Origin of the sequence: Klebsiella sp. EMBS2024 (assembly GCF_036233805.1) — a bacterium.
In the GTDB taxonomy this organism is placed as follows: domain Bacteria; phylum Pseudomonadota; class Gammaproteobacteria; order Enterobacterales; family Enterobacteriaceae; genus Klebsiella; species Klebsiella pneumoniae.
The window spans coordinates 2667246-2681385 of the sequence record NZ_JAZARW010000001.1 but is presented as its reverse complement, the minus strand read 5'-3'; the positions used below and the strand labels follow the sequence as shown (position 1 = coordinate 2681385).

Here is a 14140-nt window from a genome sequence, read left to right as displayed (position 1 = left end):
GCCCTCCGCTGGTGGGTCAGTCGACGGGGTGCTTTTTCATCAGCAGCGCGGTGAGCGCTGACAGCAGGCATCCTGCGGTCAGATAGAGGGCCACGCTGTGCCACGATCCGCCGGAGAAGGTGACCAGCGCCGCGGCAATAAACGGGGTAAAGCCGCCGCCGACCACGCTCGCCACCTGGTAGCCGACGCCGGCGCCGCTATAGCGATAGCTGGCGCCGAACAGCTCGGTAAACATCGGCTGCTGGACGCAGACCACCATATCATGGGCGATATTGGCCAGCATCAGGGCGAAGAACAGGATCCAGAAAACGGACTGACTCTCCAGCGCCATAAAGAACGGGAAACCGCTCAAAGTGCCGATCAGCGCCCCGGTGATATAGATCCGCCGACGGCCAAAGCGGTCTGCCAGCCAGGCGAAGCAGGGGATAGTCAGGCAGCTAAGACCGCCCACCAGCAGGCCAATGTTGAGAAACAGCTCGCGCGGCAGGCCGAGGTTTTGCGTGGAGTAGTTGAGGGCGAAGGCGGTGACGATATACATCGTCAGCAGTTCACACAGCCGCAGGGCGATAATCAGTAAAAACGCTCCCGGATGGCGAAGCAGCGCTTCCACTACCGGTAGCCGCTTTTTCATCTGCGGCGCGTTGTCCTGGCTCTGCTGCGCTTCAAACTCCTGCGATTCCGCCATGCCGTTACGGATCCACAGCGCAATAAGGACCAGCACCACGCTGAACAGGAACGGTACGCGCCAGCCCCAGCTGAGGAACTGCTGGTCGCTGGTCAGGCTGCTAATCAGCGATACCAGCCCGGTAGAGAGCAGGAGGCCGACGCCGTAGCCCACCTGCACCCCGCTGCTGTAAAAGGCTTTTTTCCCCTGTGGGGCATTCTCCACCGAGAGCAGCGCCGCGCCGCCCCATTCGCCGCCGACGGCGAATCCCTGAACCGCTCGCAGGAACACCAGCAGCACCGGCGCCCACCAGCCGATCTGGTTGAACGAGGGGAGCAGGCCGATGCAGGCAGTGGCGATACCCATCATCCAGACGGTCATCATCAGCATCCGTTTCCGCCCGAGGCGATCGCCGAAGTGGCCAAAAATAATTCCGCCGAGCGGGCGAAAAAGAAACCCAACGCCGAAGGTGGCAAAGGCGGCAAGCGTTCCCATCGCCGGGCCGATTTGCGGGAAAAATTCGCGGTTGAACACCAGCGCGGCGGTAATGCCATAGAGAAGAAAATCGTACCAGTCGACCACCGCGCCGGCAAAACTACCCCAGGCCGCCCGCCGGGCCCGATGTAGTGAATCTGGCGCCTCGCCGGGCTGCACGCTTATTGTTGAATCCATACCCTGTCCTGTCAGTCACGTACTTCATTGTTATTGGAATGAGACGCTTTTACCGTTGCGTCTGCTCTGAGACTACCGCGCAGCGGCCGTGGAGGAAAGTAGTTTGCCTGCTAAGCGGGGGAGATGGCGCAAAAAAGAATCGATGGGAAAGACGGTCGAAATCACACCCTGGACTTAACATTCTGGCAATTTGCCATCCAGCTTATACTTTTAATTAAATCAACGGATAACAAAGATGGACACCTTTTAAGAATCGACGTAAATGGTTTACACTTAACGTGTCTCCCTCTCTGGAATGGTGAGTAAAATGCGTCTACTTCTTGCAGTTTTATTTTGTTCTGTCATGTTGCCTTCTGCTTATGCTGAAAAACTGCCTGCGCCGACAGGAAAACCTGTACTGACCATTTCCGGAAAAATCGGAAATATGAATGTCGGCGACAAGGCCGTTTTTGATCTCGCAATGCTGGAAAAACTGGGGATGAAGACGATAGAAACCACCACCCCCTGGTACACCGGCAAGGTTCGTTTTGACGGCATTCCCCTTAATAAACTCATGGATTTAGTCGGCGCGAAAGGCACATCGGCCCGCGTGCTGGCGCTGAACGACTACACCACCATTATCCCGATTGATGATTTTTATAAATTCCCGGTCATTATGGCGTTAAAAATGAACGGTCAATATATGCGCATTCGTGATAAAGGTCCGTTATTTATTGTCTACCCTTACGACAGCAGTGCTGAATTACAGAACCAGATCTATTATTCCCGATCGGCCTGGCAAGTTTCAAAGATGATTATAGAATAAGGGTTGGATCTTGAATCGAATACTCACGGCTATTATTTTGTCGTTATTTGTTGTCACCGGATATATTACTTATCTGGTGCATGAGCGACAAAGTGAGTTGCAAAAATTTACCCGCTATACGGACTCGTGGTCAATGTCGCAAATGGTGTCGGAATATATGCGGCTGGAGTCTCGTCTGGCGGGAATGGCGATTGGGGCCGAAGGGGCGGACCACGATGAGGTGCGCCTGCGTCTTGAGATCATGATGAGCCAGATCGAGCTTCTGCAGGAGGGCGATCTGGGTAAATTCATCAATAAAAGCGAGCAGCGGAAGACGGTGGTTGCGACGCTGATTCGTAATCTTCATCTGCTCGATAAACAAGTTGATACCATGACGCCGGAGCAGGTCAGACAGATCCTGCCGGTGTTAAGCGAGCTGGATGGTCCGCTGACCTCAATAGCCGCTGCCACCCTGACGCAAGATATCAATATCGTTAATATCACCCATGATAAAATCCAGCATCTCTATTATATCTACTCGGTGATCTCCATTCTGCTGATTGCCATGTGTATAACTCTCGGTCTGCTGATGCTCCGACAGAATAATAATCTGCGTCGCGCCCATGTTCGTATGAAAACGCTGGCCAACGATCTGCAGGCCTCGAAAGAGAAGCTGCAGGTGCAGAACCGCCGACTGCAGTACGATGCCTACCATGATTCGCTGACCGGTATGCCCAACCGTCTCTCTTTCTGGCAGCGGCTGCAGGAGATCGTCAACCAGGTGCGTCCGTATAAGGGATGCGCCGTGGTGATGCTTTTCGACCTCGACAGCTTTAAGGATGTGAACGATACCCTTGGCCATGATGCTGGCGATAAGCTGCTGCAGGATCTGGCCAGTCGCCTCTCTTTTTTCCGCAAAACCTCCGAGACGCTGTATCGCCTTGGCGGTGATGAGTTTGCGATGCTCTCCTACGATCTCACTGAGGAGATGGCCCTTGAGCGGGCCAATGTTATCCGGGAGAAGATCAGCCAGCCCTATCAGATCTACGATGCGCAGATTAATATCGACGCCTGCATTGGGATCGTGATCTCTGACGGTGAAAGTCGTACCGATTATCTGTACAAGTGCGCCGACCTCGCGCTGTATGAGGCGAAAAAAGAGGGTAGCGGCCATGTGCAAATCTTCCGGCCGGGGATGCTGCAGCGCCTGCAGGAGAACAAATCGTTTGAAGACGATCTGCTGCAGGCCCTGGCCCATGACGAATTCAAAGTCTACTATCAGCCGATCGCCGATACCGTCACGCGCGAAATCTACGGCTATGAAGCTCTGGTTCGCTGGTTCCATCCGGTGCGTGGCGCCGTGCCGCCGACGGTGTTTATTCCGGTGGCAGAGAAAATCGGTCTTATTAATGCCCTTGGCGAATGGGTGCTGAAAACCGCCTGTGCCGAAGCGGCCAGCTGGGCGACGCCGCTGAAGGTCTCGGTCAACGTTTCACCAATTCAGTTGATGAATACATCGCTGACCGACACCATTATCGAGGTGCTGCATCAGACCGGCCTCGATCCGCGACGTCTTGATCTGGAGATCACCGAGTCGGACGTATTCAATGAGAACACCCGTTCGCTGGAAATTCTCAGCCAGCTGCGCGAGCTGGGCATTCAGATCTCCATCGATGACTTTGGTACCGGCTATTCTTCCCTGTCCCGTTTAAGCTACTTCCCGTTCGATAAAATTAAAATCGACCGCTCGTTTGTCATCAATATTCCGGAACAAAAAGACGATCTGGATATCGTCCGCCTGATTATCAGCATGGGAAAGAGCCTGCATATGCGCATTGTGGCGGAAGGTGTAGAGACCGAAGAGCAGTTGGCTTCGCTGCAGGCGCTGGGCTGTGACCTGGTTCAGGGATATTTAATCGGCAAACCGAGTCCGCTGCGCTAACAAATTTTTAACGCGTTTATTTTTATTCTNNGGGCGATTTCAGGATCCTGAAATCGCCTTTTTTATTTTCTCTTAGCGCTAATCCCTGCGAGGTATAAAAAGGAGTAGGCGTAAAATTCCACAACAAAATAATATCCTTAACGTTTAAAAGGGGTATATGATATGCATCATATAGGCTATTTCTGAACGTCGCGTTTGAGACGGTAAAGTGAGGCACAATCATGCAGCGAATCATTATTCCCACCCATTACGTTCACACCCGCAGCACGCCGCTGTGGACCAAAGAGACCGCCCCGGCCTCTATCTGGCGCCGCCATCTGGATGCCGGCACCCGGCAGGGCGTCTACCCTCGTCTCTCGGTGATGCAGGGGGCGATCCGCTATCTCGGCTATGCCGATGAAACCAGCCCCGAGCCCGTTGAAACCCTGACTATTGAAGCCGGCCAGTTTGGCGTCTTTCCGCCGGAGAAGTGGCACTGTATTGAGGCCCTCTCAGAGGACACGGTTTTTAATGTCGACTTTTATGTTGATCCAAAAATTCTCATCGAGGGATAACAAGAGATGACCAGTGAAAATAAAGGTTATACCTTAGCGCTAGAGAATGGCCGACTTCACCAGAAGCAGGAAAAAATATTTCTTAAACCAATGGTGTTGTATATTCCACAGCAGGCGGTGGAGGCCGTTAATGACCTGCTGAGCAAGTTGCCGGACGACAGGGAAGAGGGGGAGTTTCTGTTGACGGTCACCAATAATAATAACGGCGTCTCGGTTGATAAAACCTTTTCCTCGCTGGCGGCGCTGCGCGACCCACTCACCGCGGCTGATGCGGTGAAGGATCTGATCAATATCGTTCGCGGCTACGAGTCCGATGAAGAGACCAACGTCTGCGGCTGGTAAGCCCGCTATCCCGCAGTCGGATGGCCGCCGTCGCCCGACGCCATCTGGCTGAGCAGCCACTCCCGCAGAGCGATAATATCCGCCCGCTGCGCTACCGCTTCGGTAGTGACCAGGTAGTAGCGGGCGCCAGGCAATGCGTTGCTGAACGGCGCGGACAATACGCCGCGCTGCAGCAGATCCCGCGCCAGCAGTTCGCTGGCGATCACCACTCCCTGACCGGCCACCGCCGCCTGCAGGGCATGGGTCTCATCGCTAAAGGTTAACCCCGCATCAATATTCAGCGTCGGCGGTCCATAGCGCCGACGCCAGTTCTCCCAGCTAGGCGAATCAGCTGGCACGCGCCGGTTGGCAACGTGAAACAGCGTCACCCGCTGCAGATCTTCAGGCCGGCTGAGGCCCAGAGTCGGGCTGGCGACCACGATAAAGCGATCCTCATACAGCAGCGTGCAGTACAGGTCCGGCTCCGGCGTTTCACGATAGCGAATCGCGGCGTCTACCGTGCCCAGATGCAGATCCACTCGTTCGACGCTGGTGTGTAGCCGCAGGTCGATAGCCGGAAAGCGGGCGGTGAAATCCGCCAGCCGCGGCACCAGCCAGTGGGTGAGAAAATTGGAGGTGGTGGTGACGGTTAAGGATAGCGGCTGACGGGCATGAGCGATCTGGACGACGGCCTGTTCCAGGGCGCTAAAGGCGCGTTGGGTGGCGGCGTAAAGGATCTCGCCATCAGCGGTCAGACTGACGCCCTGCGCGCTGCGTTCGCAGACCCGGCACTCCAGCACCGACTCCAGCAGTTTAATCTGATGGCTGACCGCCGTCGCGCTGACGTCGAGCGCCTCGGCGGCCTGTTTAAAACTGCGGTGGCGGGCGACGGCATGAAAAGCGCGTAGCGCCCCCAGCGGCGGCAGACGGGGCGGTCTCATGGCTGAGTTTTTCTCATCTATGGCTGAAAACTATGCGTTTGTGTAAAGCGATATTGTGGCGATAGGCTACGGGCATGTAAAGACAATGACATGAATTAAATTCATGCAGCTTCGCCTGTCAGGAGTCAACTATGCACGTTGTAAGCCGCTACACCGCCGCGGAAGCCGCGGCAACGATCGACCCCCGCGGCCGCGCTATCGCCCTTAGCGTGGTCATCGCCGCCGGGGCCTTGCTGTTAATCATGCCCCCGGTTATCGGGGTGACCGGCACGCTGAGTCTGCTGACGGCGCTGATTGCGGCCTTTGGCGTCGGGTGGGGATTCACTCGCGGACAATCCTGGCTTTATCGCTCACCCCTGGCGGCGACGCGCTGGGCCTTTCTGCTGTCAGCGGCCGGCTGGCTGCTGGCGCTGGTGGCCTGGTATGGCGGGCAGGACTGGCCGGCACTGCTGCCGGGCGTGGCGTGCGGTGGGGCGGGAGCGGCTGTCGCCTGGCGCATTGCGGCGGGTAGGACGGCGCTGCCGGGGATGCGGGTCAGCGGCGCCACGGTGCTGAGCGTAGCTATCGCCATCGCGGCGACGCTACTGACCTGGCATACTGCGGGAGGAGGACGCCATGGCGTCTGCTTTGCCTTCGCCGTGCTGCTTGACTGGGCGCTGCTCGGCGCGCTGATGGTGCGGATCCGCCAGCAGGAGAGTGCGGCCTGATACCAGACGCGGTCTGGTCCAGGATCGGCGAATCAAGCGAGACAGGGTAAGTTGTCCCGCCCGGCGTTAAATATCTTCTACACTGTTACAGGCATCACATTCCTGTGCGGTCGGCACTCCTGCCGGCCGCCGTCGGCGTTCAGCCCAGGCACGGGCCTGCAGGCTGGTTATCCTGAAAGAGGAGTCTGTAATATGGCATTTGTCACCACCCAAGACGGCGTCAATATTTACTTTAAAGACTGGGGTCCAAAGGAAGCTCAGCCGATTGTTTTTCATCACGGCTGGCCGTTAAGCGCTGACGACTGGGATAACCAGATGTTATTTTTCCTTGCCGAAGGGTTCCGGGTCATCGCTATCGATCGTCGGGGTCATGGCCGCTCCGATCAGGTTAGCGAGGGGCACGATATGGACCATTACGCGGCGGACGTCTCGGCGGTGGTGGAGCATCTGGATCTGCACAATGCGGTCCACGTCGGGCACTCCACCGGCGGCGGCCAGGTCGCCCGCTACGTCGCCCGCTATGGTCAGCCGCAGGGGCGGGTGGCGAAGGCGGTGTTAATTAGCGCCGTCCCGCCGCTAATGGTGAAAACCGAGCAGAACCCGGGCGGGACGCCGATCGAGGTGTTTGACGGTTTCCGCAAAGCGCTGGCGGCGAACCGCGCCCAGTTCTATCTCGACGTCGCCTCTGGCCCGTTCTATGGCTTCAATCGTGATGGAGCAGAGATATCCCAGGGGACGATCCAGAACTGGTGGCGACAGGGGATGATCGGCAGCGCTAAAGCCCATTATGAAGGCATTAAGGCGTTTTCAGAGACCGACCAGACGGAAGACCTTAAGTCGATCACTTTGCCGGTGCTGGTGATGCAGGGAGATGACGACCAGGTGGTGCCCTATAAAAATGCGGCCATCCTGCAGGACAAGCTGCTGCCGAACAGCCAGCTGAAAATTTATCCTGGCTTCCCGCACGGGATGCATACCTCCCACGCCGATACTATCAACGCCGATCTGCTGGCGTTTATCCGCGCCTGATCTGCCCTATTTGCCGGGCAGAGTGCCGTTAATGGCATTCCGCCAGCGCCCTGGGCGCCAGTCGCCTGGGGCGCGCCGGTTGACGTGCAGAGGAAATCTGCTTAACTCATGGGGTACCTGACGACTATTTTCCCCTCGCAGGATAAAACGCCGGGTTTCTCTGCGGAAACCCGGCGGAATTCTGCGCAAGAGACAAGTGAGAGACAATGAAATTAGCCGGACTTCATCCCGACGAGCAGCGTCGCCTGCAATCGCTACGCTCTTCCGGGCTGTTGAATAGCGGAAAAGAAGAACGCTTCGATCGCCTGACCAGGCTTGCCCGTTCGCTGTATAACCTGCCGGTGGCGTCCATCAGTCTGGTGGGGGAAGATCTCCTGCATATCAAGTCCTGTGCCGGTCTCGATGTGGACACGGTGCCGAGAGATATTTCATTTTGCGCCCATACCATTCTGCAAACCGACCCGCTTATCGTCAACGACATGCAGCAGGACGAGCGCTTTCACGATAACCCGCTGGTCATTGAGGCGCCGTTTATCCGCTTTTACGCCGGGTATCCGGTGCAACTGCCGGATGGCGCGACCGTCGGGTCGTTCTGCCTGATGGATCACCAGCCGCGATCGTTTTCCGCCCATGAAATGCAGATCTTAAGCGATCTGGCGGCGATCGTGGAGGATGAGTTCAAGGTGCTGGATGCGGCAACCTCGGATGAGCTGACGGGACTGTTTAATCGCCGGGGATTCCTCACCCTGGCAGAGTATGCCCTGCTGACGGCCCAGCGCCGCCATGAGCCGGTGAGCCTGGCGTTTGTCGACCTCGATCGCTTCAAGCACATCAATGATACCTGGGGGCATGAAGAGGGCGATCGCGCGCTGATCGCCATCGCCGACTTGATGAAAGCGGCCTTCCGCGAGTCCGATATCCTCGCGAGGCAGGGTGGGGACGAATTTATCATTCTGTTCGCCAATACCAGCCGCCACGATGCCGCGACGGCGATGGAGACGCTCAGCCACAACGTGGCGCGTTTCAACCAGCAGGCGGCCAATCCCTGGCAGCTGGCGTTCTCCTGGGGCTGCGTCGAATATGATCCCGCCAGCCATCCCAGTCTCAACGCGCTGGTGGCCACCGCTGACCGCCTGATGTACCAGGCGAAGCAGAAGCAGGGACGCGAGCGCCGTTAATCCTTTGCGGCGGTGGCACTCAACAGGTACTGCTGCGCCTGCTGCCGCTTCTGCGCATAGCTGCTGAGCAGCGCCTGCTGCGATTTCCCTTCGTTATCGTAAAACAGGCCGCCTTCGTCGGCGATAAAGCGATAATGCTGTTCCAGCTGGTTTATCACCCAGTCAATGCGTTGCAGGGTGAGTAAGGTACAGGACTGACCATGCAGGTCGTCTTCAATATCCAGCACATGTGAGCGAAAGGCCTCTACGGCAAACAGCCGGCTCAGCGCGGCAGGGTCCGCCAGCGCCGACTCCCAGCGCGCCGTCAACTGCTGAAAGTGAACCAGCACCAGCGGGTCAGCGCGCCGGGCGCGAAGCCAGACGAGCTTCCGGCGGTAGCTTTCGACCGCCAGCCGCTTCATCTCGCGATATTGCGCCAGCTGCTGTTCGGCGTCAGGGATCCTGGTCATCAGCCAGCTAAAAAAGAAGCGAGTCTCAAAACGTTCGACAAAGTGGAACAGCGGGTCGGCCAGACCATTGCTGTTGAATTCTCTCAGCGGGTCGAAGGGATACATATAGCCAAAATCGAACAGCCATAACTGCTCCTGCCGGTCCACCAGCAGATTCCCGCTACAGAGATCCCACTCCATCAGCCCCTGTTCTTCGCAGGCTTCCAGAGTAGTAAATAGCTGGGCGATCAGCGGCGGGGTCAACTGGTGTATCGGCTCGCCATCGATCCAGGGGGAGAGCAGGATGCCGAGGCGATAATCGGCATACAGCGTTGGGACGATGTGGGTGAAGCGCGGCGCGGTGACCGGGTCATCCTTCAGCTGTTGCAATGCCTGCCGACGCTGTACCTCATTTAAAAACGACAGCTGGCCGTTGAGGTTGGCAACGCCGGCGACGGCGCGACGTTTCTTTAAATTGTACTCCTTGCCGGCGATGCGCAGACGATAAACCTCGCCGGTCAGGCCTGAGCCGTATACCTGCACCACATAGGGGGAATCGGGGCCCAGTGCGGCGAGGGTCTCCGGCGGCAGCGGGCAGTGGCTGACGTTGCCGACGATAAGAGGTTCTCCGCTGCGATCGAACGCCTGCTGTTGCTGTTGTCTGAGGTTCATGGTGCCTCCGGGTATAACGTTAGACAGAGTGGATAATCCACGCTATCTCACCCGCAAATGATAGTGAATTCATCCTACTGGCAGGCGCTTTTTCAGGCTGAGCTGGGGTGCGCTCACGGAGGACACGCGGGGCGTAGGAAGGCGGTAGGGAAAGGCAAGCGTCTGGAACGCATACCTGGCGTCGTTGTCAACGAGGTGCTTGCCAGGCTGGATGCGATGCTGAGTTAACGTCAGCGATGCAAAAAAGCAAAAAGCCTGCTCGAAAGCAGGCTTCTTAAATTTGGCNCCTCTGACTGGACTCGAACCAGTGACATACGGATTAACAGTCCGCCGTTCTACCGACTGAACTACAGAGGAATCGTGTGGAGTCGTATCTTAGCGGCGAAAAAACTTTTGTCAAACATCAATTCGCCTGTTCAGGTGCAACTGCCGCTTCCATCGACAATTTGTTGTCATTTCCGACAATTATTACGGAAAATACTTTGCAGGATATCCATTTCTCAATCATCATTTGAAATGTTGTTTCAACATCTCTCACTAAGGTCTCTCTTGAACGTCACCTCCGCCGTACGCCAGGCTGTCGAACGGACATCCTGGTTTAAAAAACGTCAGCGTTATCGTGTGCTGTACTGGCGCGAAATCAGCCCTCTCGCTGTACCCATTCTGCTGGAAAATGCCTGTGTGCTGCTGATGGGGGTGTTGAGCACCTTCCTTGTCAGCTGGCTGGGAAAAGNGGCCATGGCCGGGGTGGGGCTGGCCGATAGCTTTAACATGGTCATCATGTCCTTCTTTGCCGCCATCGATCTGGGCACCACGGTGGTGGTGGCCTTTAGCCTCGGCAAGCGCGATCGGCGGCGGGCGAGGGCGGCCGCGCGCCAGTCGCTGGCCATTATGACGCTGTTTTCCATTTTGCTGGCGGGGGTGATCCATGCCTTTGGCCAGGAGATTATTGATTTCGTCGCCGGCGATGCCACCGCCCAGGTCAAGGACCTGGCGCTGACCTATCTGGAACTGACGGCGCTGAGCTACCCGGCGGCGGCGATTGCGCTGATCGGCAGCGGGGCGCTGCGCGGCGCCGGCACCACCAAAATCCCGCTGCTGATCAACGGCGGGATGAATATCCTCAATATCTTAATCAGCAGCGTGCTCATCTACGGCATCTTCTCCTGGCCGGGGCTGGGGTTTGTCGGCGCCGGGCTTGGGCTGACCATTGCCCGCTATATTGGCGCGATAGCCACGATCTGGGTGCTGATGGTGGGCCTCAATCCGGCGCTGCGGCTGTCGCTGAAGGGCTACTTCAAACCCTTTAACTTCGCCATTATCTGGGAGGTGATGGGGATCGGCATCCCGGCCAGTATCGAATCTGTCCTCTTCAATGGCGGCAAGCTGCTGACCCAGATGTTTGTCGCCGGGATGGGCACCAACGTTATCGCCGGCAACTTTATCGCCTTTTCGGTGGCCTCGCTAATTAACCTGCCGGGCAACGCCCTCGGCTCTGCCTCGACGATCATTACCGGCAAGCGGCTGGGAAAAGGGCAGATTGGTCAGGCTGAATTCCAGGCCTGGCACGTATTTTGGCTGTCGACGATTATTCTGACGCTGATCGCCTGGGGCAGCGCCCCCTTCGCCGGCTTTATCGCCTCGTTCTACACCCATGAAGAAGATGTAAAAGAAGTGGTTAAACAGCTACTGTGGCTCAACGCCCTGTTTATGCCGATCTGGTCGCTGTCGTGGACTTTACCCTGCGCTTTTAAAGGCGCCCGTGACGTACGCTACACCATGTGGGTGTCGATGCTCGGCATGTGGGGCTGCCGGGTGGTGGCGGGCTATACCCTGGGCATCGTGCTGGGGATGGGGGTGATTGGCGTCTGGTTAGGGATGGTGCTCGACTGGGCGGTGCGCGGCGTGCTGTTTTATTTCCGCATGGTGAGCGGCCGCTGGCTGTGGAAATATCCGCGCGTGAAGGCTTCATCGGAGGAAAGCTGAGCCGTTTGCGAGGCTAAACGCCATTTTTTGCGCAAAGTGAAGAATAATTCGGCAAACGATTCATTTTATTGAAAACAGGCTTTGACAGCGCCGGGCGTCATCGATAATATGCGCCCCGTTCACACGATTCCTCTGTAGTTCAGTCGGTAGAACGGCGGACTGTTAATCCGTATGTCACTGGTTCGAGTCCAGTCAGAGGAGCCAAATTTAAGAAGCCTGCTTTCGAGCAGGCTTTTTGCTTTTCTGTCTACCACCTTTCTTCCGTGGACAAACACCGCCGGGTCGTTTGTTTCGCTTATCCGGACGCTGACGCTCCCTGGCGGGTAACGTCAGCGTTTATCTCACGATTCCCACGTCATCGACGATTAACGGAATGGCGGCTCGTTGAAGGTGCGCAGCTTACGCGAGTGCATGTGATCTCCCTCGGCGCGCAGCAGGTCAATCGCCCGGATGCCTATCTGCAGATGCTCGGAGATAGCGCCCTCGTAAAAGCGGTTAGCCTGGCCCGGTAGCTTGATTTCACCGTGCAGCGGCTTGTCCGAGACGCAGAGCAGCGTGCCGTAGGGGACGCGGAAGCGATAGCCCTGGGCGGCGATGGTCGCGCTCTCCATATCGATAGCTACCGCCCGGCTGAGATTAAAGCGCAGCGCCGAAGCGGAATAGCGCAGCTCCCAGTTACGGTCGTCGGTGGTGACCACCGTCCCGGTACGCAGCCGCTGCTTAACCTCTTCGCCGGGCATCCCGCTCACCTGCTTGGTGGCGTCGTAGAGGGCGCGCTGCACTTCGGCAATGCTGGGGATCGGAATATCTGGCGGCAGCACCGCATCCAGTACATGATCGTCACGCAGATAGGCGTGGGCCAGCACATAGTCGCCGATGGCCTGGCTTTCGCGCAGGCCGCCGCAGTGGCCGATCATTAACCAGACGTCCGGCCGCAGTACCGCGAGATGATCGCAGATGGTTTTGGCGTTGGCCGGGCCGACGCCAATGTTAATCAGGGTGATCCCTTTGCCGTCGTGGGTGATCAGATGCCAGGCCGGCATCTGGTGCTTCTTCCACGCCAGATCGGAAATGGCCTGTTCCGGCGCTTCGGTCTCGGCGGTGATCCAGATCCCGCCGGCGCAGGAGAGAGCGATATAGGGGCTGTCGGGATCGAGGATCTGGCTGCAGCCCCAGCTGACGAACTCATCCACGTAGCGGGTATAGTTGGTGAACAGCACGTAGGGCTGGAAGTGTTCCGCCGGCGTGCCTGTGTAGTGACGCAGACGCGCCAGCGAAAAATCGACGCGGCGGGCGTCAAAGTGCGACAGCGGATAGAACTCGGTGGGATGGAACAGGCCATCCGCGGTCTCATCGCCAATTTGTGACAGCTCGGTGGTAGGGAAATAGCGCGTCAGACCGGCGCTCATCGAGCGGTCGAGTGTCAGGGTGGAACCATCGATCACGTAAGGATAGGGGATCTCATGCTGTGACAGCTCGACGCTGATATGCGCGCCATAGTCCTGATACAGCAGGGTCAGCTGTTCCAGCAAATAGTTGCGGAACAGTTTCGGATTCGTAATGGTGGTGGTATAGCAACCGGCATGGGTGAAACGTCCCCAGGCGCGCGTTTTGAGGGCTTTATGATCGGCGCCGTCCCAGGAGACCGACAGCTGCGGATAGACAAAAAGACCTTCCGCGCGGGCTTCGGTATCGGGGAGCGTATTATGGTCGATATAGTCGCCGATGGCTTTGCGTAACGCCGTGACCGAGGCTTCATAGCGCGCTTCCAGCTCGGCAAGCGCTTGTTCCGGGGTCAGACTGGCGGCCTTGATATTCATGATTCGCTCCTTGTTTCAGGTCTGCTGACATTCCCGATAGTATGTCACAGCGGGAAAAGGGCGAAGGAGAATTTATCTGTCAAATGCGACGATACTCAGACCATAACCAGTAAAGGGAGCGGGCTCGTGTTATTTGCCGGCGTTTGTCCAACGCTCGCTGCTATAATGAGTGGCGTTGCGGATCTTCAAAGTTTGCGTCGGATTATTATTCAGACAATAGCGCGCATCGGCCAGCGGAGTGAGTTTATCCCCTTCCCGCAGGCGGAGGCGACAGGCTTCAATCTCTGCGATCATCTCCAGCGCACCGCTCTGAAGCACGACGCGGCAGAGGCTGGCCGAAGCGTTGTCCTGTACTTTTTTTACCCACCACTCCATCTGTTTTTTATCCTCTCATAGCGACATGTGCGTCGATAATTCATGTTTCTTAAAAATCTGACAATAA

The 14140-nt window shown here is 57.1% G+C and carries 14 protein-coding genes, 1 tRNA gene and 1 pseudogene; 10 read left to right on the top strand and 6 right to left on the bottom strand.

The genetic code is table 11. From position 1 onward, the window contains the following. Window positions 1-16 precede the first annotated feature (16 nt). A complete protein-coding gene (shiA, locus tag VZP09_RS12430; protein WP_004899343.1) occupies window positions 17-1336 on the bottom strand; it encodes a shikimate transporter in 1320 nt (439 codons plus the stop codon). A 307-nt stretch (window positions 1337-1643) separates the two neighbouring features. Between shiA and VZP09_RS12425 the strand changes: the two genes are divergently transcribed. After that, complete coding sequence (locus VZP09_RS12425; protein WP_016831857.1) at window positions 1644-2141, top strand: molybdopterin-dependent oxidoreductase; 498 nt, start codon at window positions 1644-1646, stop codon at window positions 2139-2141. Window positions 2142-2151: 10 nt separating this feature from the next. Continuing rightward, window positions 2152-4062, top strand: a complete 1911-nt coding sequence (locus VZP09_RS12420) for a putative bifunctional diguanylate cyclase/phosphodiesterase (RefSeq protein ID WP_016831855.1) — start codon at window positions 2152-2154, stop codon at window positions 4060-4062. Here the strand turns inward: VZP09_RS12420 and VZP09_RS12415 are convergent. Continuing rightward, window positions 4059-4186: pseudogene (locus VZP09_RS12415) on the bottom strand (hypothetical protein). The gene VZP09_RS12420 and the pseudogene VZP09_RS12415 overlap by 4 nt on opposite strands. A 97-nt stretch (window positions 4187-4283) precedes the next feature. Here VZP09_RS12415 and VZP09_RS12410 point away from each other — a divergent pair. Both VZP09_RS12410 and VZP09_RS12405 read left to right on the top strand, forming a co-directional pair. Continuing rightward, the gene (locus VZP09_RS12410) at window positions 4284-4616 is read left to right on the top strand and encodes a DUF1971 domain-containing protein (protein WP_002911866.1); all 333 of its coding nucleotides are present in this window, start codon (window positions 4284-4286) and stop codon (window positions 4614-4616) included. Window positions 4617-4622: 6 nt separating this feature from the next. Beyond that, window positions 4623-4958 carry a DUF1869 domain-containing protein gene (locus VZP09_RS12405; protein WP_002911862.1) on the top strand — a complete coding sequence of 112 codons (336 nt, stop codon included), beginning with the start codon at window positions 4623-4625 and terminating at the stop codon, window positions 4956-4958. A gap of 5 nt (window positions 4959-4963) precedes the next feature. Here VZP09_RS12405 and VZP09_RS12400 read toward each other — a convergent pair whose 3' ends face one another. Further along, the gene (locus VZP09_RS12400; RefSeq protein ID WP_048332907.1) at window positions 4964-5878 is read right to left on the bottom strand and encodes a LysR substrate-binding domain-containing protein; all 915 of its coding nucleotides are present in this window, start codon (window positions 5876-5878) and stop codon (window positions 4964-4966) included. Window positions 5879-6009: 131 nt separating this feature from the next. On the opposite strand from VZP09_RS12400, the gene VZP09_RS12395 reads away from it, so the two are divergent. From VZP09_RS12395 to VZP09_RS12385, 3 genes are all read left to right on the top strand, one after another. Next, window positions 6010-6585, top strand: a complete 576-nt coding sequence (locus tag VZP09_RS12395) for a hypothetical protein (RefSeq protein WP_004175291.1) — start codon at window positions 6010-6012, stop codon at window positions 6583-6585. A 192-nt stretch (window positions 6586-6777) separates the two neighbouring features. Then, on the top strand, window positions 6778-7614 hold the full coding sequence (locus VZP09_RS12390) for an alpha/beta fold hydrolase (protein WP_004180471.1): 837 nt from the start codon (window positions 6778-6780) through the stop codon (window positions 7612-7614). 206 nt (window positions 7615-7820) lie between these two features. Continuing rightward, window positions 7821-8792 carry a sensor domain-containing diguanylate cyclase gene (locus VZP09_RS12385; RefSeq protein WP_002911798.1) on the top strand — a complete coding sequence of 324 codons (972 nt, stop codon included), beginning with the start codon at window positions 7821-7823 and terminating at the stop codon, window positions 8790-8792. On the opposite strand, the gene VZP09_RS12380 is transcribed toward VZP09_RS12385, so the two are convergent. Further along, entirely contained in the window at window positions 8789-9892 is a 1104-nt protein-coding gene (locus tag VZP09_RS12380) for an AarF/UbiB family protein (protein WP_328795175.1), read from the bottom strand. The genes VZP09_RS12385 and VZP09_RS12380 overlap by 4 nt on opposite strands. Window positions 9893-10254: 362 nt before the next feature. Between VZP09_RS12380 and VZP09_RS24855 the strand changes: the two genes are divergently transcribed. From VZP09_RS24855 to VZP09_RS12365, 3 genes are all read left to right on the top strand, one after another. Further along, a complete protein-coding gene (locus VZP09_RS24855; protein WP_004225945.1) occupies window positions 10255-10407 on the top strand; it encodes a DUF5951 family protein in 153 nt (50 codons plus the stop codon). 34 nt (window positions 10408-10441) lie between these two features. After that, on the top strand, window positions 10442-11878 hold the full coding sequence (locus VZP09_RS12370; protein WP_328795174.1) for an EmmdR/YeeO family multidrug/toxin efflux MATE transporter: 1437 nt from the start codon (window positions 10442-10444) through the stop codon (window positions 11876-11878). Between the two features lie 128 nt (window positions 11879-12006). After that, a tRNA-Asn gene (locus VZP09_RS12365) sits at window positions 12007-12082 on the top strand. A 161-nt stretch (window positions 12083-12243) separates the two neighbouring features. Here VZP09_RS12365 and VZP09_RS12360 read toward each other — a convergent pair. Beyond that, window positions 12244-13698, bottom strand: coding sequence for an AMP nucleosidase (locus tag VZP09_RS12360; RefSeq protein WP_004148975.1), 1455 nt, complete (start codon window positions 13696-13698; stop codon window positions 12244-12246). Between the two features lie 129 nt (window positions 13699-13827). Beyond that, complete coding sequence (gene pmrD, locus VZP09_RS12355) at window positions 13828-14073, bottom strand: signal transduction protein PmrD (RefSeq protein ID WP_004141189.1); 246 nt, start codon at window positions 14071-14073, stop codon at window positions 13828-13830. Between the last annotated feature and the right edge of the window lie 67 nt (window positions 14074-14140).